The organism is Gordonia phosphorivorans (genome assembly GCF_042432625.1).
GTDB lineage: Bacteria > Actinomycetota > Actinomycetes > Mycobacteriales > Mycobacteriaceae > Gordonia > Gordonia phosphorivorans.
Genome location: NZ_JBHLWV010000015.1, coordinates 64,830 through 87,703, shown reverse-complemented (window position 1 = coordinate 87,703; position 22,874 = coordinate 64,830). Strand labels below are relative to the sequence as shown.

Genomic DNA, 22,874 nt, shown 5'->3' with positions numbered 1-22,874 from the left:
CCATGATGCCCGATCTCCGCGTGCTCAGAAGAGGGTGAGCGCCGGTTCCGGACGGGCTGGGACGGAGATCACCGCGGGGGTCGGTGCGACGGGTGCCGGTTCGGTGCGGCCCAGCCCGTGACGGGCCACGAGCGGGGCCATCTTCTCGCGGAGCCGGGCGGAGTATTCGGGCCGGACGTAGCCGCCTCGGCTGTACAGCGCGCGGTAGCGGCGCACCAGTGCCGGGTGCTGTTCGCCGAGCCATTCCATGAAGATTCCGGCGGTGGCGCCGCGCAGGTGCAACGGGAACGCGGTGATCCGGTCGGCGCCGGCGTCGGCCAACGCGCCCAGCAGCGCGTCGAGGGCGCCGGTGTCATCGGTCAGGTACGGGATCACCGGCGCGACCATCACGTGCGGGCGGAAACCCGCCTCGGCGAGGGCGGCGATCAGGTCCAGGCGGGCCCGCGGGGACGGGGCGCCGGGGTCGAGTTGTTTGCGCAGGTCGTCGTCGAGCATGGCCAACGAGACGCCGACGTCGATGTCCACCGCGCCGCGGGCGGTGCGCAACAGTGGGATGTCGCGGCGCAGCAGGGTGCCCTTGGTGAGGATCGACAGCGGTGTGCCGGATTCGGCGAGGGCGGTGATCACACCGGGCATCAGGCGGTAGCGACCCTCGGCCCGCTGGTACGGATCGGTGTTGGTGCCGAGGGCGACCGTCTCCCGCTGCCAGGACCGCCGGCGCAATTCCTTGCGCAGCACGGCGGCGACGTTGAGCTTGACCACCAGCTGCGAATCGAAGTCCAGGCCCGCGTTGAGGTCGAGGTATTCGTGGGTGGGGCGGGCGAAGCAGTAGCGGCAGGCGTGGCTGCACCCGCGCATCGTGTTGACCGTATAGCGGAACGGCATGGGGCCGCCCTCGGGCAGCTTGTTCAACGCGGTGCGTGCGAGGACCTCGTGGAAGGTGATGCCCGCGAAGTCGGGCGTCTCGACGGTGCGGACCAGGCCGGCGCGCTCGAGGCCGGGCAGCCCGCCGTCGTCGGTGTTCGCGCTCTGCACGGACCATCGCATGTCTCAATGCGAACACATGTTCGGATAGCGCGTCAAGGGGGTGGGGTCAGGCGACGACGATCCCCAGGTGGGCGGCGAAGTGGTCGGCGAACAGCACCACCTGTTCGGCGGTGAACGCGGCGCCGCGCAGGCCGTCGAGGTGGCGCAGGTTGTCGATGTGGGCCGCGCGCAGGTCGACGTCGGTGAGGGTGGCGTTCTGCAGTTGCAGGGTGCCGATGCGGCAGTTGTCGAACGACGCGCGGGTGAGCTTCGCCTCGGTGAGGTCGAGTTCGTCGATCTGGCAGTCGCGGAAGCGCACGTCGCGCACGTCGCTGCCGCGGAAGTTCACCAGGCTGAGCTTGCAGTCGGTCATCGCCACCGAGCGGATCGTGGCCTCGAACAGGTCCAGCGCGCCGATGCGGCTGCCGCTGATGTGCACGTTGCGCAGCGATCCGCGCGCCATGGACCAGCGCGGCGCCAGCAGGTTGGCGATGGCGGTGTCGAAGATCTTGCCGCCGCCCAGTTCCACGTCGTCGACGGTGACCGTGGTCAGCTCGCAGTCGGCCAGCGTGATGCCGGACAGGTCGACGTCGGCCAGCTCGACGTCGGCGAAGCGGCAGTGCTCGACGTGCGCGAAAGCCTGCAGGTCGGCGGGGTCGCCGTCGTCGAGTCCGCCGAGGGTGAGCCTTTCGATCCGCGGCTTCTTGGGTGCGGTCGGCTGGGCCGGCATCGATGAATTCCTCACGTCGGCGGGATGGTGGCAGGCGCCCCGATTGTATCGGTGCCCGCATCCGGCGGCGCATGTCGCGACTCGTGCCTTACGTCGCCCGCGCTGCAGCAAGGCGGCACGAAGGACGGGTCGCGACACGCGGATTCGGGTGCGGGGGCGGTGCGGGGGAGGGGTGCCGGGGAGGCGCGCGCCACGCGGATGCGGGTGGCGCGATGGACGTACTGGAGCCGCCTAGGAGAATTGAACTCCTGACCTATTCATTACGAGTGAATCGCTCTACCGACTGAGCTAAGGCGGCGTGCGCCCGACGGGTCGGGTGCGGGATCGATGGTACCGAGTCGTGGGCCCGGTGAGCAAAACGGGGGCTCCTGATCTACAGTACATCTTGTGTCTAAGACGTATTCAGCAGCGGATCGGGTGTACGACGAGGTCAAGGAACTCATCCTGAGCTGCGAACTTCCCGGTGGAGAGCTGATCAGCGAGGGGGAGATCGCCGAGCGATGCGAGGTCAGTCGCACGCCGGTACGCGAGGCCTTTCTGCGGCTGTCGGCCGAGGGCTGGATGCGGCTGTACCCCAAGCGCGGGGCGCTGATCGTGCCCGTGGGCGAGCGCGAATCGCGCGAGGTGCTGGAGGCGCGGCTGCTGGTGGAATGCCATGCGGTGCGCCGCATCGTCGAGCGCCCCGAATCCGTCGCTGCGCTGGTGGAGCAGCTGCAGGCCAACCTCGACGCCCACCGCGCCGCGGCCGGTGACGAGTTCACCCGACTGGACAACGACTTCCACCAGCTGATCGTCGACGCCGGGCGCAACAGTCTGCTCGAAGACTTCTACACCTCGCTCGGCGAGCGCCGCCGCCGCATGACGGCGGCCAGCGTGCACCGCGACCCGGCGGTGTCCGCGCGGATCCGCGACGACCACGCCGCACTCGCCGAGGCCATCGCCGACGGCGACGCCGACCGCTTCGACGCACTGCTGCAGGCCCACCTGTCCGGCGTGCACGACGTCCGGGACGTGACCCGATGACCACGACCGCCCGTACGCGCATCGGCTGGGGCGCGGTGGCCCTGGCGGTCTTCGCCGCGGCGTGGGGTGGCAACCAGTTCACGCCGCTGCTGGTGATGTACCGCGCCGACGCCCACATGTCGGAGGTGGTGGTCGACGTCCTGCTGTTCACCTACGTGCTGGGGATCGTGCCGGCCCTGCTCATCGGCGGGCCGCTCTCGGACCGCTTCGGTCGTCGCCCGCTCATGCTGCCGTCGCCGCTCATCGCGGCGCTCGGCTCGGGGCTGCTCGCGCTGGGCGCGCAGTCGGCGCCCCTGCTGGCGCTGGGTCGAGTGTGCAGCGGGGTCGCACTCGGCCTGGCCATGGCGGTCGGCGGCAGTTGGATCAAGGAACTGTCCGACCGCGACGGCGCGAGCGTCACCGCCGGGGCCCGCCGCGCCGCGCTCAGCCTCACCGCGGGCTTCGGCCTCGGCGCCGGGGTGGCGGCGGTGCTGGCCCAGTGGGCGCCGTGGCCCAACCAGCTGGCCTACCTGGTGAACATCGGCCTCGCCGCGGTCGCCTTCGTCCTGCTGCTGGCCGTCCCGGAGACGCGCATCGGCTCCCGGGACGGTTCGCTCCTGCGCGACCTCACGATCCCGTCGGCGCGGCGCCGCGAGTTCTGGCTGCAGGTGGCGCCCACGGCGCCGTGGGTGTTCGGCGCCTGCGCCGTCGCCTACGCGGTGCTGCCCGCGCTGCTCGCCCCGCTGACCAGCGGCTGGGCGATCGTCTTCGCGGGCGTCTGCTGCCTGGTGGGCCTCACCGCGGGCTTCTTCGTGCAGACCCTGGGTCGCAAGATCGATCGGCCCGGCTCCCCGCGCGCCCTAGTGGTGGCGATGGTGGCGACCTCCGTCGGCATGCTGCTGGCCGCGGTCGCCGCCGACGCCCTCACCATCGGGCTCGCCCTGCTCGCGGCGGCGGTGCTCGGCGCCGGCTACGGCATGTCGCTCATCGCCGGCCTGCTGCAGGTGCAGCGCATCGCCGGGCCCGACGACCTGGCCGGCCTCACCGCCCTGTACTACGGCCTCACCTACCTGGGCTTCGCCAGCCCGGCGATCATGGCCGCCGTCGCCGAACGCTACGACGTGGGTTACCCCGCGATGCTGATCTTCGGCGCGGTGATGGCGCTGGTGTCATTGGCGGTGATGCTGGCCGGCGCACGGCGCGGTCCCGCGGCCGCCGCGACCCGCCGCCATCGCGAAGAGGACGTGCTGCTGGATCAGTCCGGGTAGCCCTGCGGGTTGGCCGACTGCCAGCGCCACGAGTCGGCGCACATGTCGTCGAGGGTCTTGGTGGTGCGCCAGTTCAGCTCGGCGTTGGCCTTGCGCGGATCGGCCCAGTAGGCGGGCGCATCGCCGGGGCGCCGCGGCGCGACCTCGTAGGGGATCTCCCGGCCGCTGGCGCGCGCGAACGCGTCCACCAGCTCCAGCACCGAAACCCCTTGTCCGGAACCGAGATTCCAGGCCGACCATCCGTCGTCGATCTGCGCGAGCCGGTCCAGGGCCGCGACGTGCCCGGCGGCCAGGTCCTCGACGTGGATGTAGTCGCGGACGCCGGTGCCGTCCGGGGTGTCGTAGTCGTCGCCGAAGACCGACAACCGCTCCCGGCGGCCGACTGCCACCTGCGCGACGAACGGCATCAGGTTGTTGGGGAAGCCGCTGGGGTCCTCGCCGATCCGGCCGCTGGGGTGGGCACCCACCGGATTGAAGTAGCGCAGCACCGCGATCCGCCAGCTCGGGTCCGACGCCGCCAGATCGCGCAGGGTCTGCTCGATCATCACCTTGGTCCAGCCGTACGGGTTGGTGGCGGTGGTCGGCATGTCCTCGGTGCGTTCGCGGATCGGATTGTCGCCGTAGACGGTGGCCGACGATGAGAACACGAACCGGTGCACGCCGTGGCTGCCCATCGCCCGCAGTACCGAGTAGGTGCTGTCCAGGTTGTTCTCGTAGTAGCTCAGCGGCTGCGCCACCGACTCGCCGACCGCCTTGAACCCGGCGAAGTGGATCACCGAGTCGACCGGCTCGGCGTCGAACAGCGCGGCCGTGGCCGCCCGGTCGGTCAGATCCACCCGGTGCGTCGGAATCGCTTGTCCGGCAAGCTCTTCCAATCGGCCGACGACCGACGGCTTGGCGTTGCTGAAGTCGTCGGCGATCACCGCCTCGTGTCCGGCGGCCAGTAGTTGCAGCACGGTGTGCGAGCCGATGTAGCCAGCACCGCCGGTGACCAGAACGCGCATGACGTCTCCCCTCAGAGTGTCCGCTGGGTGGCGGCGTAGGTGGCTTCCACGCCGGCCTTGGCCGGCTCCCACCAGGCGCGGTGGGCGGTGTACCAGTCGATGGTGTCAGCCAGGCCGGACCGGAAGTCGGTGAACCGCGGCGTCCAGCCCAGCTCGGTGCGCAAGCGGGTGGCGTCGATGGCGTACCGCCGGTCGTGCCCGGGGCGGTCGGTGACGAAGTCGAAGGCGTCGGCGGGTCGGCCCATCAACTCCAGGATCGACTCGACGACGGTGCGGTTGTCCACCTCGCCGTCGGCGCCGATCAGGTAGGTCTCACCGAGCTCACCGCGCTCGATGACGGTCCACACCGCGTCGTTGTGATCGTCGACGTGAATCCAGTCGCGCACATTGGCGCCGTCGCCGTACACCTTGGGTCGGATCCCGCTGAGCACGTTGGTGATCTGTCGCGGGATCAGCTTCTCCACGTGCTGGTACGGGCCGTAATTGTTGGAGCAGTTCGACAGGGTCGCGGCCACCCCGAACGACCGCACCCAGGCGCGTACCAGCAGGTCGCTGCCGGCCTTGGTGGAGCTGTACGGACTCGACGGGTTGTAGGCGGTGCTCTCGGTGAAGCGCGCCGGGTCGTCCAGATCCAGGTCGCCGTACACCTCGTCGGTGCTGACGTGGTGCAGCCGCACCCCGTGCCTGCGCACCGACTCCAGCAGCGTGAAGGTGCCGACCAGATTGGTCTGCACGAACGACGACGGGTCGGCCAGCGACCGGTCGTTGTGCGATTCGGCGGCGAAGTTCACCACCAGGTCGGCGTCGGCCACCAGCGGATCGACCACGGTCGCGTCGGCGATGTCGCCGCGCACCACGGTGATCGCCTCGGCCACCGACGCCAGCGTGGCGGGGTTGGCGGCGTAGGTGAACTTGTCGAGCACGGTGATCTCGACGTCGGGCCGCTCGGCCAGGGTCCGGAGGACGAAGTTGGCTCCGATGAAGCCGGCCCCGCCGGTCACCAGTACTCGCATCGACGCTCCTCCCTGACAGTGGCGTTCGGCTCACGACTCTACCGATAGGGTTGTCCCATGCGCGGAATCATCCTGGCGGGCGGCGCGGGCACCCGGCTGCATCCGATCACCCAGGGGGTGAGCAAGCAGTTGGTTCCGGTCTACGACAAGCCGATGATCTACTACCCGCTCTCCACCCTGATGCTCGCCGGGATCCGCGACATCCTGGTGATCGCCACACCGCACGACCGGCCCGCCTTCGAGCACCTCCTCGGCGACGGTTCGCGGTTCGGGATCCGGCTCTCGTACGCCACCCAGCCCGAGCCGAACGGCCTGGCGCAGGCCTTCGTCATCGGCGCCGAGCACATCGGCGACGAATCGGTGGCGCTGGTGCTGGGCGACAACATCTTTTACGGCCCGGGCCTGGGCAGCCAGCTGCAGGGCTTCGAGAACGTCGACGGCGGCGCGATCTTCGCCTACCGGGTGGCCGATCCGTCGGCCTACGGCGTGGTGGAGTTCGACGACGCGGGTCGCGTGCTGTCCCTGGTGGAGAAGCCGGAGCGGCCCAAGTCGAACTATTCGGTGCCCGGTCTGTACTTCTACTCCAACGACGTGGTGGAGATCGCGCGGAACCTGCGGCCGTCGGAGCGCGGGGAGTATGAGATCACCGACGTCAACGCCGAGTATCTGCGCGCCGGACGACTGCACGTGACGGTGCTGCCGCGCGGGACGGCCTGGCTCGACACCGGCACCTTCGATTCGCTGCTGGACGCGGGCAACTTCGTCCGCACCGTGGAACAGCGGCAGGGCCTCAAGATCGGTGTGCCCGAGGAGATCGGCTGGCGGCTGGGCTATCTGTCCGACGACGACCTGGCCGCCCGCGCGGCCGAACTGACCAAGTCCGGCTACGGCACCTACCTGCTGGACATGCTGGCGCGCGGTCGCGACCCGCACAACGCCTGACGGCGACGACGGAAGAGATCTGGGTAGACATGCGAGTACGTGAACTGTCCATCGCCGGTGCGTGGGAATTCACCCCGGTCCAGCACGCGGACGACCGGGGCCTGTTCCTGGAGTCGTTCACCGCGCCGCAGGTGGCCGAGGCGATCGGCGGGGAGTTCACGCTCGCGCAGGTCAACACGTCGGTCTCGGCGGCGGGGGTGATCCGCGGGGTGCACTTCGCCGATGTGCCGCCCGGTCAGGCCAAGTACGTGACCTGCGTCTACGGTGCGGTGCTCGACGTGGTCGTGGACCTGCGGGTGGGCTCGCCCACCTTCGGCGGCTACGACGCGGTGCTGCTCGACGACAGCGACCGCAGGGCGGTCTACCTGGCCGAAGGGCTGGGGCACGCCTTCTGCTCCCTGCAGGACGGCTCGACGGTCACCTACCTGTGCTCCACCGGCTACAACCCGGGCGCCGAGCACGGCATCGATCCGCTCGACGACGAGGTGGGCATCCGCTGGCCGTCGGTGGGCCGGGACGGCGCCCCGCTGGAGTTCCGGCTCTCGGAGAAGGACCGGCAGGCGCCGTCGTTGCGCGCGGCCGTCGACGCCGGGCTGCTGCCGGCGTTCGGTACCGAGAGCTGATCGGCCGGGCTCAGCGCTGCCCGGGGAAGGGCGGCAGTTCCGGCAGGAACAGCCAGTCCCGCCAGAAGTCGTGCAGCGATTCGTCGGTGTAGGTCCCGGCCAGTGCGATGAAATCCTCGGTGGTGACACACCGATAGCGGTACTTGTCGGTCCAGCGTTGCAGCAGGGCGAAGAACGCGCCGTCGCCCAGCCGCAGGCGCAGCGCGTGCAGGGTCACGGCGCCGCGTTTGTACACCCAGTCGTCGAACATGTCCTTGGGGCCGGGATCGGCCAGCGGCACCTTCACCGGGTTCGCTTCGAGCTTGGCGTAGTAGTGCCGGGCCCACTCGCCGGCCGACCGGCCGCCGCTGCGCTGGCTCCACAGCCACTCCGAATAGCAGGCGAAACCCTCGTTGAGCCAGATGTCGCGCCAGCGCGCCACCGTCACCGAGTTGCCGAACCACTGGTGTGCCAACTCGTGGGCGATCAGGCGCTCGCTGGTCAGGGTGCCGTCGCAGTGGTTGGCGCCGAAGGTAGAGAAGCCCTGCGCTTCCAGCGGAATCTCCAGGTCGTCGTCGACCACCACCGCGGTGTAATGCGCGAACGGGTAGGGCCCGTACAGCTCGGTGAACACGTCCATCATCGCGACCTGGTGGCGGAAGCTCTCGTCGAAGTCAAGGGACAGACGACGCGGGGCCAGCGCGTAGATCGGGACCGGCGAGGTGGCCAGGGAGCGGTGCTCGTACTGGCCGATCTGAATGGACGCCAGGTAGGTGGCCATCGGCTCCACCTGCTCGTACACCCAGGTGGTGGTGCCTGCCCCGCGCTTCTTCTCGATCAGGGTGCCGTTGGCCAGGGCGTAGTACGGGCTGTCGGTGGTGATGCTGATCTGGAACGGCGCCTTGGCCTCGGGATGGTCGTCGCACGGGAACCACGACGGCGCGCCGTTGGGCTGGCTGGCGCACAGCGACCCGTTGTCCAGCTCGTCCCAGCCCACCTCGCCCCACAGGCCGCGAATCGGCTTGGGCGTACCGCCGTAGGCGATGACGACGGTCATCGCGCCGCCCGGCAGGATCGGGGTGGCCGGCACGATCGACAGCTTGCCCGAGCGGTGCGAGTAGCGCGCGGCCTTGTTGTTCACCGACACGCGCTGCACCGACAAGTGACCGGCCAGGTCCAGGGTGAACCGTTGCAACTGCTGGTACGACGTCGCGGTGATGGTGGCCGTCCCGCGCAGCCGGTTCGGCGCGACCCGGTAGTGCAGACGCAGGTCGTACCGGGAGATCCGGTAGCCCAGGTTGCCGTGGTCGGGCATGTACGGGTCGAGCTCGTGCGAGGTGCCGCTGAGGGTGGGGCTGTGCGTCGCACTTCTGTCGGCCTTGTTGGGCACGCAGTCCTCCGTCTGTTCGCTCGCGAAACCTCACCCTACCGGTGCGGCCGCGCTTTCCGTTGGGGTCGGCGGGGAACCGATCAGCGCGGCCACGGCGCGATCGGATTGCCCTGCCAGCGGGAGTAATCGGGCACGTGATCGCCGCGCATCACCAGCGATCCCGGGCCCACGGTGGCCGCGTCGCCGAGCTGCGCGGCCGGCAGTGCGACGCAGTGCGGACCGAGGGTGGCGCCGGGCGCCAGGCGCACCGTGTCGATGGCCATGACGCGGTCGTGGAACAGGTGCGTCTGCACCACGCAGCCGCGCTGCACGTTGGCGCCGTCGCCCAGCTCCACCAGGTCGGCCTCGGGCAGCCAGTACGACTCGCACCAGACGCCGCGACCGATCGTGGCGCCCATCGCCCGCAGCCACCAGTTCAGCACCGGGGTGCCGGTGGCCGCGTTGGCGAACCAGGGGGCCGCGACGGTCTCGACAAAGGCATCGGAGAGTTCGTTGCGCCAGATGAACGAACTCCACAGCGGGTGCTCGCCCGCGCGGACCCGACCGATCACCAGCCATTTCGCGGCGGCGGCGATCACTCCGGCCACCACGCCCGCGGCCAGCAGCATCAGGCCGCTCACCGCGGTGGCGACGGCGGCGTCGGTGGTGGTGGCCACCGCCTGCAGGCTCAGCAGCAGGCCGGCGCCGATGACGAAGCTGACCCACACCGCTCCCAGCCGCAGGGTTTCGACCACCGAGCGGGCCACCCGCAGTTTGGCCGACGGGGCGAAGGTGCGCGAGGCGTCGGCCTCGCCTGCGGTACGACGCAGCCGCTGCGGCGGACTGCCCAGCCAACTGGAGCCGGACTTGGCCTTCTCCGGGGCGGCCGAGAGCACCGCGACCAGGCCGCCCTTGGGGACCTTGCGGGCCGGGGCCACCATGCCGGAGTTGCCGAGGAAGGCGCGTTTGCCCACGCGGGCCTGGCCGATCCGCATCCAGCCGCCGCCCAACTCGTAGGAGGCGACCATGGTGTCGTCGGCCAGGAACGAGTCGTCGCCGACCACGGTGAACTTGGGTACCACCAGCGCGGTGGAGATCTCGGTGCCCTTGCCGATCCGCGCACCCAGCACCCGGAACCACCACGGTGTCAGCAGGCTGGCGTACAGCGGAAACAGGTAGGTGCGGGCCGAGTCCATCACGCGTTCGGTGAGCCACATCTGCCATCCGACGCGGCTGCGCACCGCGTACCAGCCGGGTTTGAGCCCGATCGACGCCGCGCGCACCACCACCAGGGTGGCCGCGGCGAACGCGGCCAGCGCGGCGAGCGTGCCCGCCGGGCTCAACGCCAGCGCCCGCAGCGCGACCGAGCTCAGGTCGTCCGCCGACAGCGCCCACGAGAACGTCACCACCAGACCGACGGCGAGAGCGAACAGCGGAATCCCGGCGATCAGCAGCGCGCTCAGCGCATAGATCGGCACCCAGTACCGGCGCGGCGCGGGCGGCGCGGCCGGCCAGTTCGACTTGGCCTTGCCGATCTTGGTGGCCGGCGATCCGGCCCAGCGCTGTCGTGCCTTTACCTTGTGCAGGACCGTCGAACCGGGCTCGACGATGGCCTCGCGACCCACCACGGCCCCGGGCAGCAGCGTGGACCGCGCCCCGATGGTGGCGCCGTCGCGGATCTCGACGGCGCCGATGTGCAGGACGTCGCCGTCGAGCCACCACCCGGCCAGATCCACCTCGGGTTCGATCGCGGCCCCGTCGCCGACGGTCAGCAGACCGGTCACCGGCGGGAGAGTGTGCAGGTCCACGCCCTTGCCGAGCGTCGCGCCGAGCGCGCGCGCCAGCGTCGGCATCCACGGCGCGCCGGCCATGTTGTGCGCGCCGCTGGCCACCATGAGCCGTTCGGCGATCCACAGCCGCACATGCGCCGAGCCGCCGCGCGGATAGTCGCCGGGCCCGACGCCGCGCAGCAACAGGCGCGCGCCCGCCGCGGCGATCAGCACCCGGCCCATCGGGGTGACGAAGATGAGGAAGGCCACCAGCAGCACCCACCAGTCGACCTGCACCAGCCACGGCGCGCGGTAGCCGAGCGCATCGGCGACGGCCCGGCCGGCGTTGTTGGCCACGCCCAGCCAGGTCATCCACGCGAAACCGGTCAGCGTGGCCAGGGGGACGGCCGCCAGCAGCTGGATCAGGCCGGTGCGCGCCGGGATCGGCGCCACCGCGCGCGCGGGCGCGGAGTCGACGGGGGCGAGCGAGTCGAGCAGTTCGGCCAGCGAACCCAGACGCGGGTAGTCGTACAGGGCGGCGACGGTGATCTCCGGGTACCGCGATCGCAGCGCGCTGACCAGCTGGGCCGCCGACAGCGAACCGCCGCCCTCAGCGAAGAAGTCGGCGTCGGCGTGCTGCACCGGCATGCCCAGCACCGCGGTCCACTGCTCGGCCAGCCACGCCTGGGTGGGCGTCAGGTCCTCGGCCGGGCGATCGGAGGCGGCATCCCCGGCGCCGGCCACCGGCCACGGCAGTTTGTCGCGGTCCACCTTCCCGGAGGTGCGGGTGGGCAGTTCGTCGAGCAGCACCAGGCGCGGCACCATCGCGGCGGGCAGTTCCGCCCGCAGCCGGGCGCTAGCGGCGGTCAGATCGAACGCCGAGTCGGTGGAGGCCAGGTAGCCCACCAGCAGGCTGTGCCCGGCCGGGTTCTTGCGGACCGCGCAGGCGCCGCCGCTCACGCCGGGCAGATTCTGCAGCGCGTTGTCGATCTCGCCCAACTCGATGCGCCGCCCGCCGATCTTGACCTGGTCGTCGGCACGGCCGACGAACAGCAGCCCGTCCAGGTCCAGGCGCACCAGATCGCCGCTGCGGTAGGCACGTTCCCAGCCGAGCGTCTCCATCGGCGCGTACTTCTCGGCGTCCTTGGCCGGATCGAGGTAGCGGGCCAGGCCGACGCCGCCGATCACCAGCTCGCCCACCTCGCCCACCTCGACCGGCCGGCCGGCGGCGTCGACGACGGCCAGATCCCAGCCGATCAGCGGAAGCCCGATGCGCACCGGTTCATTGCGATGCATTTGGGCGGCCGAGGCCACCACCGTGGCCTCGGTGGGGCCGTAGGTGTTCCACACTTCGCGGTCGCCGGTGGCGAGCCGGTCGGCCAGCTCGGGCGGGCAGGCTTCGCCGCCGAAGATCAGCAGGCGGACCGCCTCGAGGGCCTCGGCCGGCCACAGCGCGGCCAACGTCGGGACGGTGGACACCACGTTCACGTCGCGCATCACCAGCCACGGACCCAGATCCATGCCGCTGCGGACCAGCGCGCGCGGGGCCGGCACCAGGCAGGCGCCGTGCCGCCAGGCCAGCCACATCTCCTCGCACGAGGCGTCGAAGGCCACCGAGAGCCCGGCCAGCACCCGGTCGCCCGGGCCCAGCGGGTCGTCCTGCAGGAACAGGGCGGCCTCGGCGTCGACGAACGCGGCGGCGTTGCGGTGGGTCACCGCGACGCCCTTCGGGGTGCCGGTGGAGCCGGAGGTGAAGATGATCCAGGCGTCGTCGCCGCAGTCGGCGGGGGAGTGTTCGAGGGCCTCGCCGGTGCTCGGGGCGCGGTGCCGGCCGCCCTGCGGGTGGATGCCGTCGGCGTCGATGAGGGCGTCGATCTCGGCCTCGCCGAAGACCAGGTCGGCGCGCTCGTCCGGGTCGTCGGCGTCGACCGGCACGTAGGCGGCGCCGGCGTACAGGGTTGCCAGGATCGCGATGTACAGGTCCCGGTGCCCGGACGGCATCCGAATGCCGATCCGGTCGCCGCGGCCCACACCCATGCCGCCGAGGCGTCCGGCAACCCGCCGGGTCACGGCGACCAGTTCCGAATAGGTCAGTGCTTGATCGCCGTCGTCGATGGCCGGAGCGTCGGGATGGGCGGCCGCGCTGGCGAGCAGAATGTCGATCAGGGTGCGCGGCGATGTCGCTTGGTCGGCACGCAAATACTCCACAGGAATCGGCACGCGTTGATTGTGCCCCAGAACGGGAGCGCGAGCGCGGCGAAAGTACCGCCTCCGTAAGGTGGGTCACAAGGGGTCAATCGCTCGGATGACACCCGCAAGTGGACATGGCGCACACGTCTCGCGTCGAGGTCGTCGGAAGGGAATTTGATGGCAGCGGAACTCAAGCTCGGACTCAAGGCGTCGGCCGAACAATTCGGACCGCGGGAACTGGTGGAGATCGCCGTGGCGGCCGAGGAGTTCGGCCTGGACTCGGTGACGGTCAGCGACCATTTCCAGCCGTGGCGGCACAACGGGGGCCACGCCCCCTTCTCCCTGGCCTGGCTGGCCGCCGTGGGCGAGCGCACCGAGCGTCTGCAGATGGGCACCTCGGTGCTGACGCCGACGTTCCGCTACAACCCGGCGGTGATCGCGCAGGCCTTCGCGACCTTCGGCTGCCTCTACCCGGGGCGCGTGATGCTCGGCGTGGGCACCGGTGAGGCGCTCAACGAATACGCCACCGGGTTCACCGGCGACTGGCCGGAGTTCAAGGAGCGCTTCGCGCGGCTGCGCGAGGCCGTGCGCCTGATGCGGGAACTGTGGACCGGCGACGAGGTGAACTTCGAGGGCGACTACTACTCCACGCAGGGCGCCTACATGTACGACGTGCCCGCCGAGCCGATCCCGGTGTACATCGCCGCGGGCGGACCGGTGGTGGCGCGCTACGCAGGCCGGGCCGGCGACGGTTTCATCTGCACTTCCGGCAAGGGCATGGACCTGTACACCGAGAAGCTGATCCCGGCGGTCCGCGAGGGAGCGGCCAAGGCCGACCGCGAGTTCGCCGCGATCGACCGGATGATCGAGATCAAGATCTCCTACGACCCCGATCCCGCGGTGGCGCTGGAGAACACCCGCTTCTGGGCGCCGCTGTCGTTGACGCCGGAGCAGAAGCACTCGGTGAACTCGTCCGTGGAGATGGAACGTCTCGCCGACGAGCTGCCCATCGAGCAGGTGGCCAAGCGTTGGATCGTGGCCTCCACGCCCGAGCAGGCGATCGCGCAGATCAAGCCGTACCTGGACGCCGGCCTCAACCACCTGGTGTTCCACAACCCGGGCGCCGATCAGCGTCGCTTCCTGGAGGCGTTCACCGCCGAGGTGGTGCCGGAGCTGCGGGCCCTGGACGTCGTGACCGCGTAGCGGTCGGCCGGGGTCATTCGGCGGGCGGCACGCCACTGGGGTAGATCGTGGCCGTCGACACCTCGGTCTTGGTCACGGTGCGGGTCTCGGTGCGCACCTGAGTCTCCCGCTCGGTCTCGGTCCGCGTCGCGGTCTGCGCGTCGCCGGTGACGGTGGCGGTCTTGGTGGTGGTCTTGGTGGAGGTGACCTCGGGTCCGGAGGTCTCCGAGGTCTCAGTGACGGTGCTGGTGACCGCGGCGGTCTCGCCGCCGCGGTTCTGTCCGAGGAGGAAGAAGCCGATGATCGCCACCGCGGCCGCGGCCAGCGCGAGGGCGGCGATGGCCTGCCAGCGTCGAGCGGCCGTGGCCGAGGCCGCCACCAGGGCGGTGGTGGCCGCGTCCGTGGCGGGCGCGGCGGTCGGACCGTAGTTCACCGTGGGCTCGCCGTACTGCGGGTACGGCGCCTGCCGGCCGCCCGTGCTGTGCGGGTCGCTCGGCTGCTCGGGTGGCGGGGGCGTGGTCACGGCGAGGCTCCTGACGGTCCGACGGCGCGTCGGATCGGTTCGTGGTCGATTCGGTTCACGGTACAACGTGCACACACCGCCGGGGCGCCGACCAACGAGCGAATTGTGCCGCGACAACGGTCGATCAGCGCCAGAAACGGACCGAACGGGTCCGAGTCGACCGGGCGCGATCGCCGGGACTGATTAGGTGCGGGCATGACAATCACCGCCCCCCGGCGTCGCCGGATGCTCGCGCTGGCCTCGGCGCTGGCCATCGCGCTGCCGACCGCTGCAGTCGCCGCTCCGGCGCACGCCGACGACGTGGTCTCTATCGGCATCCCCGACTGGTCCGGACTGGACGTCACCGACTACGCTGGCCCGATCCCGGCCAAGGCGGGCACGCTGATGGCTCAGGTGCCGCTGTCGTCGTCGTTGACGCTGCCCGCGGCCGGCAGCGCCTACCGCGTGCAGTTCTCCAGCGAGAATCAGCACGGGAAGATGGCCACCAGCACCGGCGCGGTGTTCCTGCCCAAGGGCAAGGCGCCCGCCGGCGGCTGGCCGGTGATCTCGTGGGCGCACGGCACGGTCGGCATGGCCGACGAGTGCACGCCGTCGGCGCACCCGCGGTCCGATCGCGACGTGACCTACCTCGGGCATTGGCTCGACCAGGGCTACGCGGTGGTGGCGGCCGACTACGTGGGTCTGGGCACCCCCGGGGTGATGGCCTACCTCAACGGCAAGACCGCGGCGCATTCGATCGTCGACATCACCGTCGCCGCCCGTCAGCTGCAGTTGCCCGCCGAGGCCGAGCTCTCCAAGCGCTGGGCCATCATCGGTCAGTCGCAGGGGGCCGCGGCCGCGCTCAACGGCGCCCGCTACGCCACCGAATTCAGCCGGGGTCGCGGCCTGGACTATCGCGGTGTGGTGGCCACCGGTATCCCAGCGAATCTGGAGAACCTCTACCAGCTGATGGGACCGGCCATGCCGCCGGTGGCGCTGCCGGGCAGCCTCAACGCCTACACCGCCTACATCCTGGCCGGACTGAACAACACCCGGCCGGATCTGCGGTTGGAGCGGGTGATGACTCCGCTCGGCAAGAAGCGGATGAGCCAGGGGCTAGCGACGTGCTACCCGGTGCTCAAGCAGCAGTTGGCCGGTGACGACGTCAAGACGTGGTTCACCGCGCCCCTGCTGTCGATCCCCGGACTGTCCGAGGCGATGCGGCAGTACATGCTGACCCCCTACCGCGGGTACGACCGGCCGATCTTCCTCGGTCAGGGGCTGCGCGACGTGGACGTGCCTGCCCCGTCGGCACTGTCGCTGTACGCGCAGATGAAGGCCAACAACCAGCCGGTCACCCTGCACGTCTACCCGGAGGACGATCATTCCAGCGCCGTCCTGGCCTCCATGCCGGACTCCACGCCCTGGCTGGCTCGGATCCTGCGCTGACCGAGGGACCCTCTGGCGCGACAGATCGTGCCGGTTTTGGGTTATTCTGAGTCATCGGAGCCGGTCGACGGCTGATTCCGGCCGGTTCAGTTCCCTCCAACGGTTAAGTTCGCCTCGGAGTGCGGTCTGCTGTTCGGTAGTCCGCCACTGTGTACGCAAGGAGTAAGGCAACTGATGTCGACCGACCCTGACTGGGCCCCGGACACCACCCCTTTGACTCGGTCAGACGACGATCTGCTCCTGCAGGCCGACGGGATCGGCGTGAAAGCCTCGTGGGGACACATCTACGGTCCGGTGGACCTGCGGATCCGGCGGGGCGGCGTGACCGTGCTCGTCGGCTCCGGTGGCCGCGGTCGTACGGCCCTGCTGCTGACGCTGGCCGGCCGGATGAAGCCGAGCAGCGGATCGCTGACGGCCTTCGGCGCCACCGACAAGGCGCAGAACCTGTTCAGCAACGCCGCCCTCGGTTTCATCGAGGAGGTCGACGGCATCGGCCAGACGATCCGGGTCCGCGACGTGCTCACCGAGCAGCTGCGCTGGCAGGCGCCCTGGTACAAGTTCGTCGGCGTCGGCACCGAAGACGACCTCGAGCGCATGTGCCGCCCGGTCTTCGGCCCGCTGACCCTGCCGTCTCTCGACGCCTTCGTCGAGGAGCTTCCGGAGCTGACCGCGGCACTGCTGCGAGTGGCCATGGCCAACCTCCGCACCCCGCCGCTGCTGGTGGTCGGCGGCATCGACAACATGACGCGGCATCGCAGTACCGAACAGTTCCTGGATCGCCTCATCGATCTGGGCCGGACGCAGACCGTGATCACCGCCGACGTGAACGGGGTGGTGCCGCGCGCAGGCATCACCGATGTGATCGAGGTGCCCAATCTGACGGACAACGAGTTCGTCTGGCTCGAACGCGAGGATGAGAACCAGTGAAGATGCTTGCGGCGTTCTCCCCGGGCAGCGACTTCAAGCGGTACTACCGCGGTCGCATGCCGCGCCTGGCGCTCATCGTCATCATCTTGATGCCGCTGATGTACGGCGCGCTCTACCTGTGGGCGTTCTGGAATCCGTTCAACGAGGTCAACAAGTTGCCGGTGGCGTTGGTCAACGCCGACCGCGGGGCCACCGTGGAGGGCACCAAGCTCGAGGCCGGTCAACAGGTCACCGAAGGGCTGATCGCGTCCAAGGAATTGGACCTGCACGTGCTGTCGCCGGAGGAGGCGGCCGCCGGCGTGGCCAGCGGCAAGTACTACTTCTCGATCACCCTGCCCGAGGACTTCAGCGAGAGCCTGGCCTCCCCGATGAGCGGGAACGCCAAGTCCGCGGACCTGATCTTCACCTACAACGACGCCAACAACTACCTGGCGACGATCATCGGTCAGGACGCGGCCGGTGAGGTGGTCAACATGGTCGGCGCCCAGGTGGGCGCGCAGACCTTCGACGTGGTCTTCTCCACCGTCGACCCGATGCTGGGTCAGATCACCGAGGCCGCCGACGGCGCCGAGGAGCTCGCCGCCGGCCTGGTCACCGCCAAGAGCGGCGCCGACCAGCTCAACAGCGGTGTGCAGGAGCTCGCCGGCGGCGTCATGTCCGCCACCGATCCCCTCCTGGCCGCCGCGCAGCAGCACGATCAGGGCGGCCCGAGCGCGGCCGAGGTCAACGCGACCGCGGACCGGTTGGGCAAGAACATCGGCGGCCTCAGCGATCGCCTCGGCGCGGCCGCAAGCACGCAGTCGCAGGCCTACCGGGCGGTCACCTCGCTCCGCTCGCAGCTGCGGGCACACCCCGATCCGGCGGTCCGGGCCCTGGCTCCGGCCCTGGATCCGGTGCAGAACATGCTGAGCACCCAGGGTCTGGGCCCCAACGCCCAGGGCGACCTGGCCGCGATCGAGAACGACTCGGCGCTGCTCGCGGCGCAGCTAAACAATCCCGGCAGCCCGCTGCGGACGCTGCTGACCCTGTTCGAGTCCGGCGGCCTGGTCAACGACATTCAGACCATCCGCGGCGCGGTCACCGAACTCAGTGACGGTACCGCCGAACTGGCCAGCGGTCTCGGGGAGCTCAGTTCGGGCGCCAACGAGCTGGCGGCCGGTCTGGAGAAGGGCGCGCAGGCGCTGCCGAGCTGGAGCAAGCAGCAGCAGGAACAGCTGGCCAAGGTGCTCGGCCAGCCGGTGCAGCTGCAGGAACGCTACGAGAATCGCGCCGACACCTTCGGCACCGGTTTCGCGCCGTTCTTCTTCGGTCTGGCGCTGTTCGTCGGCAGCATCATCGCCTGGATGCTGTTCACCCCGCTGCAGGCACGGCCGATCGCGCAGGGGCTGAACTCCTTCCGCGTGGTCCTGGCCTCCTTCGCACCGACGCTCGCCGTCGGTGCCCTGCAGGCTGCGATCCTGTACCTGGTCACCACCTTCGGGGTGGGCCTCAAGGCGGTGCATCCGTGGGCCACCTACGGCTTCATGGTCCTGATGGTCGCGATGTTCCTGTCGATGATCCAGATGTTCAACGCCGTGCTCGGGGCGGCGGTCGGCCGTGTCACCACGCTCGCCTTCCTGATGATCATGCTGACCTCGGCCGGCGGCATCTATCCGGTGCAGACCACGGCGACGCCGTTCCAGTGGATGCACTGGGTCGATCCGATGACCTACACGGTCAACGGCCTGCGTCAGCTCACCGTCGGCGGCATCGATTCCCGCCTCTGGATCGCCATCGCGGTCCTCAGCGGTCTGACCGCGGTCTTCCTCGCGATCTCCACGTGGGCGGCCCATCGAAACCGTCAATACAACATGGACCGTCTCTACCCGCCGGTCGAGGTGTGACACCCCCGTCCGACAGCAGTACCTTCCGCAAGCCCCGCTGCAATTGAAGAACGGAGTGACAATGACTGCCACCGATCGCATCGAACTTCCGGTGTTCGCTCAGGACGGCGAGGCCACCAGCCTTCCCGGCAACGAGTTCCCCGAGGGCATGCTCTCGCCGTCGACGGCCTACCAGGTCGTCCACGACGAGGCGATGCTCGACGGCAACTCGCGCCTGAACCTGGCCACCTTCGTGACCACGTACATGGACAAGGAGGCCAAGCTCCTCTACGCCCAGACCGTCGACAAGAACATGATCGACAAGGACGAGTACCCGGCCACCGCCGCCATCGAGGAGCGCTGCTGGCGGATGCTCGGCGACCTCTGGAACCTGCCGGATCCGGCCGACACCATCGGCACCTCGACGATCGGCTCGTCGGAGGCCTGCATGCTGGGCGGTCTCGCGCTCAAGCGGCACTGGCAGACCTCGCGCAAGGCGGCGGGCAAGTCCGTCGAGAAGCCGAACATCGTCCTCTCCACCGGCGTGCAGGTCTGCTGGGAGAAGTTCTGCAACTACTTCGAGGTGGAGCCGCGATGGGTGCCGATGACCGAGGAACACCTGTACCTCGACGGTCACGACCTGGAGAAGTACGTCGACGAGAACACCATCGGCGTGGTGGCCATCATGGGCCAGACCTACACCGGCGCTTACGAGCCGGTCAAGGAGATCGCGGCCAAGCTCGACGAGATCCAGGCCGCGAGCGGTTTCGACGTGAAGATCCACGTCGACGGCGCTTCGGGCGCGATGATCGCGCCGTTCTGCCAGCCCGATCTCGAGTGGGACTTCCGCGTGGAGCGGGTCGCCTCCATCAGCACCTCGGGCCACAAGTTCGGTCTCGTGTACCCCGGCGTCGGCTGGATCGTGTGGCGCAACCAGGAACGACTGCCCGAGAGCATGATCTTCCATTGCGCCTACCTGGGCGGCGACATGCCGACCCTGGCGCTGAACTTCTCGCGTCCGGGCGCCCAGGTGCTGCTGCAGTACTACCAGTTCCTGCGACTGGGTCGCGAAGGCTACCGCGCCATTCAGCAGAACTCGCTGGACGTGGCGCAGTACCTGTCCGCCGCGATCGCCGAGATGGGGCCGTTCGAACTGGTCAGCAAGGGTGACACCATCCCGGTGTTCGCGTGGCGCCGCAAGCGCGACGCCAACCCCAACTGGACCCTGTACGACCTCGAGGACCGGCTGCGGATGAAGGGCTGGCAGGTGCCCGCGTACCCGCTGGCCGACAACCTCGCCGACGTCACCGTGCAGCGCATCGTGGTTCGCAACGGCCTGAGCCGGGATCTGGCCACCAAGCTGCTCGCGGACATGAAGAGCGAGGTCGACTTCCTCGAATCGCTCGACGGCCCGATGCCGCACAAGAAGCGTTCGGCGGCATTCCACCACTAGTTTTCCCGATCACTGTGGACCGGTGAGGACGGCGCCCCGACCGGCGCCGTCCTCACCGCTGTCGAAGGAGTATGTCAACGATGGTGGATACAGCCGAGACAAGGCTCTCCGTGACGGCTCGATTCCTGACCCCGACCCTGGCCAAACAGTGTTGGGGTTTCATCATCGGCTCAACGCTGTTCGCCTTGGGTTCGGCGCCGGGGTTCGCCAGTGCCGCCGGCGCCGCCGCATCGAACGCCTCCTACTTCGTGGGGGCGTGGTTCTTCACCGCGGCCGCGTTGGTGCAGCTGGTGCGCAGCGGTTCGATGATGACGCCGGTCTCGTATGCGCCGGGGCAGATGTTCCGGGCCGAATGGCTGGCGGCGTCCACCCAGTTCTTCGGCACTTTGCTGTTCAATGTCAGCACCACGTCGGCGCTGATGACGCACACTGTCAAGGGTGAGCAGCACCTGGTCTGGAACCCGGACGCCGGCGGATCGGTGGCGTTCCTCCTCAGTGGAGGTTTCGTGATCTTGGCCTTCGTGCGCGCCGGAAACGCCCTGTGGTCGCCGGGCAAGGTGGACTTCTGGGCGGGACAGATCAACCTGCTGGGCTGTATCGCATTCGGTGTCGCCGCGGTGGGTTCGTTCGTCTACGGCAGCGGCTCGGCGGTCGACGCGAACCTGGCGAACTGGGGGACCTTCGTGGGTGCGATCTGCTTCTTCCTGGCCTCGGCGATCGCGCTGCCGAACCTGCGCTGGAATCGATCGGACAATGACCCGGCACCTGCCGCCTGAGCCGACGAGTGGACCGCTCGCCGCGAGCGAGGTCGACGCATGGAAGGCGCGGCTGAGCAGTGTCGCCGGCGTCGACGTTCCGCCCCCGCCCATCCATCGGGTGGGCGCCGAGGCCGTCGACTTCTACGGGGTGGAGCCGTCCGAGCTGATCGACCCGCGCGAATTCGAAGTGCTGATGTATCGGGTGCCGCTGACCCTGATGGAATCGTCGGTGGCGGTGCTGCGCAGCCCGGTGCGACTGGAGTTCACCGAGGACGACAAGCGGCTTCGGCTGGGCGACAACCTGATGGTGGGAAGCTGTCTGGATCATGCCGCCACCTACGTCGAGCCGGGGGCGCGTGATCACCTCTATCGTCCCGGCGAGTTGATCCTCACCGGAAACAGCCCCGCCCACCTGCTGATGTCCGACGGTCCGGTGGACTCGGTCGGCGTGGTGATCCCGCGCGAGCTGCTGGGCCGCAACAGTCGGGCGATCGAGCGGAGCTGGCAGCCGTTCGTCTCCGGCAGCGTGCTGGCGCGGGCCACCGCGGCCTTCATCACCAGCTTTGCGGTCCCGACGGCCATCGGCGTGGAGCCGAACCCGAGCGCGGAGACCGAGGAGGCGGTGGTGGAGGTGATCGTGTCCGCGCTGGGCGAGCTCACCGGCACCAGTTCGTCCCTCACCGACAACCCGCTGCTGGTGCGGGAGGCGGTGCTCGACGTGATCGAGCGCCGCTATTCCGACGTCGAGTTCGGCGTGGACATGATCGCCGCCGACCTGCACCTGTCGCGCCGGCAGATCTACCGGTACTTCGAGGCGTCCGGCCAGTCGTTGGCCGCGCGGATCGCCGAACGCCGCATCGAGGCCGCCATCGACCTGCTGAATTCGCAGCCGCAGACACCGATCGGCGCGGTGGCCCGGCGCACCGGGTTCGCGTCGGTGGCCACCTTCCGGAACCGGTTCCGCACGCGCGTCGGGATCGGCCCCACCGAGTATCGGGCGGCGCTTCTCAGCGGTCTTCCGGTGCCGACAGACGCCATAACGGACTGACCGGGCCGTGCCCGGCGCCGAGCGGATAGGCGGCGGTCAACGAGCGGGTGACCCACTCCTTGGCGAAGCCCACCGCCTCGGGCACCGACCGCCCGTGCGCGAGGGCCGCGGTGGTGGCGGCCGCCAGCGTGTCGCCTGCGCCGTGATCGTGCGGGGTGTCCACGCGGACGGCATCGTAGCGGCGGAAGTCGGTGCCGTCGAACAGCAGGTCGGGGCTGTGCTGGTGGCCGCGCAGGTGACCGCCCTTGACCAGCACGCAGGCCGGTCCGAGACGATGCAGTGCCCGGGCCGCCCGCTCCTGGGTGGCCGCGTCGACCACGTCGATGCCGGTGAGGAGCCGGACCTCGTCCAGGTTCGGGGTCACCAGGGTGGCGCGCGGGAACATCCGCCCGGCCAGGGCCTCCAGCGCCGACTCCACCAGGAGCGCGTCGCCGTGCATCGACGCGGCCACCGGATCGACCACCAGCGGGATACCCGCCCGGCCGATGCCGGCGGCGGCGAAGGCATCGTCGATGGCCTCGATGATGGCCGCGGAGGCCAGCATGCCGGTCTTGACGGCCTCGACGCCGATGTCGGAGGTGACCGCGGAGATCTGCGCGGCGACCACCTCCGGGGCGATCTCGGCGAAACCGGTCACCCCCAGCGAGTTCTGCACCGTCACCGCGGTGACGGCGACGCAGCCGTGCACCCCGGTGAGGGCGAAGGTGCGCAGGTCGGCCTGGATGCCGGCGCCGCCGCCGGAGTCCGAGCCCGCGACGGTCATCACCCGGTGCGGGGT

Annotated in this window: 19 protein-coding genes and 1 tRNA gene; 11 read left to right on the top strand and 9 right to left on the bottom strand. The window is 69.8% G+C overall.

Features of this window, described 5'->3' with window-relative positions; translation table 11 throughout:
* Positions 1 to 24: 24 nt before the first annotated feature.
* The 3 genes from ACFFJD_RS05945 to ACFFJD_RS05935 all read right to left on the bottom strand — a co-directional run bounded on the left by ACFFJD_RS05945 (position 25) and on the right by ACFFJD_RS05935 (position 2,054).
* Complete coding sequence (locus tag ACFFJD_RS05945; RefSeq protein WP_382362128.1) at positions 25 to 1,047, bottom strand: Rv2578c family radical SAM protein; 1,023 nt, start codon at positions 1,045 to 1,047, stop codon at positions 25 to 27.
* 46 nt (positions 1,048 to 1,093) lie between these two features.
* Complete coding sequence (locus ACFFJD_RS05940) at positions 1,094 to 1,756, bottom strand: pentapeptide repeat-containing protein (protein ID WP_382362126.1); 663 nt, start codon at positions 1,754 to 1,756, stop codon at positions 1,094 to 1,096.
* A 222-nt stretch (positions 1,757 to 1,978) separates the two neighbouring features.
* A tRNA-Thr gene (locus ACFFJD_RS05935) sits at positions 1,979 to 2,054 on the bottom strand.
* A gap of 89 nt (positions 2,055 to 2,143) precedes the next feature.
* Here ACFFJD_RS05935 and ACFFJD_RS05930 point away from each other — a divergent pair.
* Both ACFFJD_RS05930 and ACFFJD_RS05925 read left to right on the top strand, forming a co-directional pair.
* Positions 2,144 to 2,779: a GntR family transcriptional regulator gene (locus tag ACFFJD_RS05930; RefSeq protein WP_382362124.1), complete on the top strand. Its 636-nt coding sequence runs from the start codon at positions 2,144 to 2,146 to the stop codon at positions 2,777 to 2,779.
* On the top strand, positions 2,776 to 4,026 hold the full coding sequence (locus ACFFJD_RS05925) for an MFS transporter (RefSeq protein WP_382362122.1): 1,251 nt from the start codon (positions 2,776 to 2,778) through the stop codon (positions 4,024 to 4,026). The genes ACFFJD_RS05930 and ACFFJD_RS05925 overlap by 4 nt, the downstream gene beginning before the upstream one ends.
* Here ACFFJD_RS05925 and galE read toward each other — a convergent pair.
* Positions 4,014 to 5,030, bottom strand: coding sequence for a UDP-glucose 4-epimerase GalE (gene galE, locus ACFFJD_RS05920; protein WP_382362120.1), 1,017 nt, complete (start codon positions 5,028 to 5,030; stop codon positions 4,014 to 4,016). The two genes, ACFFJD_RS05925 and galE, sit on opposite strands and share 13 nt — an antisense overlap.
* Positions 5,031 to 5,041: 11 nt before the next feature.
* Positions 5,042 to 6,043, bottom strand: coding sequence for a dTDP-glucose 4,6-dehydratase (gene rfbB / locus ACFFJD_RS05915; RefSeq protein ID WP_382362118.1), 1,002 nt, complete (start codon positions 6,041 to 6,043; stop codon positions 5,042 to 5,044).
* Positions 6,044 to 6,100: 57 nt separating this feature from the next.
* Between rfbB and rfbA the strand changes: the two genes are divergently transcribed.
* Together rfbA and ACFFJD_RS05905 are read left to right on the top strand one after the other, a co-directional pair.
* Entirely contained in the window at positions 6,101 to 6,985 is an 885-nt protein-coding gene (gene rfbA, locus ACFFJD_RS05910) for a glucose-1-phosphate thymidylyltransferase RfbA (RefSeq protein ID WP_382362116.1), read from the top strand.
* A gap of 29 nt (positions 6,986 to 7,014) precedes the next feature.
* On the top strand, positions 7,015 to 7,608 hold the full coding sequence (locus tag ACFFJD_RS05905) for a dTDP-4-dehydrorhamnose 3,5-epimerase family protein (RefSeq protein WP_382362114.1): 594 nt from the start codon (positions 7,015 to 7,017) through the stop codon (positions 7,606 to 7,608).
* A 10-nt stretch (positions 7,609 to 7,618) separates the two neighbouring features.
* Here ACFFJD_RS05905 and ACFFJD_RS05900 read toward each other — a convergent pair whose 3' ends face one another.
* A complete protein-coding gene (locus ACFFJD_RS05900; protein WP_382362157.1) occupies positions 7,619 to 8,902 on the bottom strand; it encodes a M1 family metallopeptidase in 1,284 nt (427 codons plus the stop codon).
* Positions 8,903 to 9,057: 155 nt separating this feature from the next.
* Positions 9,058 to 12,945 carry a Pls/PosA family non-ribosomal peptide synthetase gene (locus ACFFJD_RS05895; RefSeq protein WP_382362112.1) on the bottom strand — a complete coding sequence of 1,296 codons (3,888 nt, stop codon included), beginning with the start codon at positions 12,943 to 12,945 and terminating at the stop codon, positions 9,058 to 9,060.
* 147 nt (positions 12,946 to 13,092) lie between these two features.
* Here ACFFJD_RS05895 and fgd point away from each other — a divergent pair, with 147 nt between their 5' ends.
* Positions 13,093 to 14,118, top strand: coding sequence for a glucose-6-phosphate dehydrogenase (coenzyme-F420) (gene fgd / locus ACFFJD_RS05890; RefSeq protein ID WP_382362110.1), 1,026 nt, complete (start codon positions 13,093 to 13,095; stop codon positions 14,116 to 14,118).
* Between the two features lie 13 nt (positions 14,119 to 14,131).
* Here the strand turns inward: fgd and ACFFJD_RS05885 are convergent, their stop codons facing one another.
* Positions 14,132 to 14,620: a hypothetical protein gene (locus ACFFJD_RS05885; protein ID WP_382362108.1), complete on the bottom strand. Its 489-nt coding sequence runs from the start codon at positions 14,618 to 14,620 to the stop codon at positions 14,132 to 14,134.
* Positions 14,621 to 14,845: 225 nt separating this feature from the next.
* Between ACFFJD_RS05885 and ACFFJD_RS05880 the strand changes: the two genes are divergently transcribed.
* From ACFFJD_RS05880 to ACFFJD_RS05855, 6 genes are all read left to right on the top strand, one after another.
* Positions 14,846 to 16,048 carry an alpha/beta hydrolase family protein gene (locus ACFFJD_RS05880; protein WP_382362155.1) on the top strand — a complete coding sequence of 401 codons (1,203 nt, stop codon included), beginning with the start codon at positions 14,846 to 14,848 and terminating at the stop codon, positions 16,046 to 16,048.
* A gap of 174 nt (positions 16,049 to 16,222) precedes the next feature.
* On the top strand, positions 16,223 to 16,975 hold the full coding sequence (locus tag ACFFJD_RS05875; protein ID WP_382362106.1) for an ATP-binding cassette domain-containing protein: 753 nt from the start codon (positions 16,223 to 16,225) through the stop codon (positions 16,973 to 16,975).
* Between the two features lie 2 nt (positions 16,976 to 16,977).
* Entirely contained in the window at positions 16,978 to 18,858 is a 1,881-nt protein-coding gene (locus ACFFJD_RS05870; protein WP_382362153.1) for a YhgE/Pip family protein, read from the top strand.
* Between the two features lie 61 nt (positions 18,859 to 18,919).
* Positions 18,920 to 20,290, top strand: coding sequence for a glutamate decarboxylase (gad, locus tag ACFFJD_RS05865; protein ID WP_382362104.1), 1,371 nt, complete (start codon positions 18,920 to 18,922; stop codon positions 20,288 to 20,290).
* 80 nt (positions 20,291 to 20,370) lie between these two features.
* Complete coding sequence (locus ACFFJD_RS05860; protein ID WP_382362102.1) at positions 20,371 to 21,066, top strand: hypothetical protein; 696 nt, start codon at positions 20,371 to 20,373, stop codon at positions 21,064 to 21,066.
* Entirely contained in the window at positions 21,044 to 22,096 is a 1,053-nt protein-coding gene (locus ACFFJD_RS05855; protein WP_382362101.1) for a helix-turn-helix transcriptional regulator, read from the top strand. Before ACFFJD_RS05860 ends, ACFFJD_RS05855 begins: the two co-directional genes overlap by 23 nt.
* On the opposite strand, the gene thiD is transcribed toward ACFFJD_RS05855, so the two are convergent.
* Complete coding sequence (gene thiD / locus ACFFJD_RS05850; RefSeq protein WP_382362151.1) at positions 22,056 to 22,859, bottom strand: bifunctional hydroxymethylpyrimidine kinase/phosphomethylpyrimidine kinase; 804 nt, start codon at positions 22,857 to 22,859, stop codon at positions 22,056 to 22,058. The two genes, ACFFJD_RS05855 and thiD, sit on opposite strands and share 41 nt — an antisense overlap.
* Positions 22,860 to 22,874: the final 15 nt, after the last annotated feature.

What these genes read in the sequence shown, in the direction of transcription:
- ACFFJD_RS05945 (WP_382362128.1), bottom strand. Translation starts at nt 1,047, where the DNA reads ATGCGATGGTCCGTGCAGAGCGCGAACACCGACGACGGCGGGCTGCCC.
- ACFFJD_RS05940 (WP_382362126.1), bottom strand. Translation starts at nt 1,756, where the DNA reads ATGCCGGCCCAGCCGACCGCACCCAAGAAGCCGCGGATCGAAAGGCTC.
- ACFFJD_RS05925 (WP_382362122.1), top strand. Translation starts at nt 2,776, where the DNA reads ATGACCACGACCGCCCGTACGCGCATCGGCTGGGGCGCGGTGGCCCTG.
- galE (WP_382362120.1), bottom strand. Translation starts at nt 5,030, where the DNA reads ATGCGCGTTCTGGTCACCGGCGGTGCTGGCTACATCGGCTCGCACACC.
- rfbB (WP_382362118.1), bottom strand. Translation starts at nt 6,043, where the DNA reads ATGCGAGTACTGGTGACCGGCGGGGCCGGCTTCATCGGAGCCAACTTC.
- rfbA (WP_382362116.1), top strand. Translation starts at nt 6,101, where the DNA reads ATGCGCGGAATCATCCTGGCGGGCGGCGCGGGCACCCGGCTGCATCCG.
- ACFFJD_RS05905 (WP_382362114.1), top strand. Translation starts at nt 7,015, where the DNA reads ATGCGAGTACGTGAACTGTCCATCGCCGGTGCGTGGGAATTCACCCCG.
- ACFFJD_RS05900 (WP_382362157.1), bottom strand. Translation starts at nt 8,902, where the DNA reads ATGCCCGACCACGGCAACCTGGGCTACCGGATCTCCCGGTACGACCTG.
- fgd (WP_382362110.1), top strand. Translation starts at nt 13,093, where the DNA reads ATGGCAGCGGAACTCAAGCTCGGACTCAAGGCGTCGGCCGAACAATTC.
- ACFFJD_RS05880 (WP_382362155.1), top strand. Translation starts at nt 14,846, where the DNA reads ATGCTCGCGCTGGCCTCGGCGCTGGCCATCGCGCTGCCGACCGCTGCA.
- ACFFJD_RS05875 (WP_382362106.1), top strand. Translation starts at nt 16,223, where the DNA reads ATGTCGACCGACCCTGACTGGGCCCCGGACACCACCCCTTTGACTCGG.
- ACFFJD_RS05870 (WP_382362153.1), top strand. Translation starts at nt 16,978, where the DNA reads ATGCTTGCGGCGTTCTCCCCGGGCAGCGACTTCAAGCGGTACTACCGC.
- gad (WP_382362104.1), top strand. Translation starts at nt 18,920, where the DNA reads ATGACTGCCACCGATCGCATCGAACTTCCGGTGTTCGCTCAGGACGGC.
- ACFFJD_RS05860 (WP_382362102.1), top strand. Translation starts at nt 20,371, where the DNA reads ATGGTGGATACAGCCGAGACAAGGCTCTCCGTGACGGCTCGATTCCTG.
- ACFFJD_RS05855 (WP_382362101.1), top strand. Translation starts at nt 21,044, where the DNA reads ATGACCCGGCACCTGCCGCCTGAGCCGACGAGTGGACCGCTCGCCGCG.
- thiD (WP_382362151.1), bottom strand. Translation starts at nt 22,859, where the DNA reads ATGACCGTCGCGGGCTCGGACTCCGGCGGCGGCGCCGGCATCCAGGCC.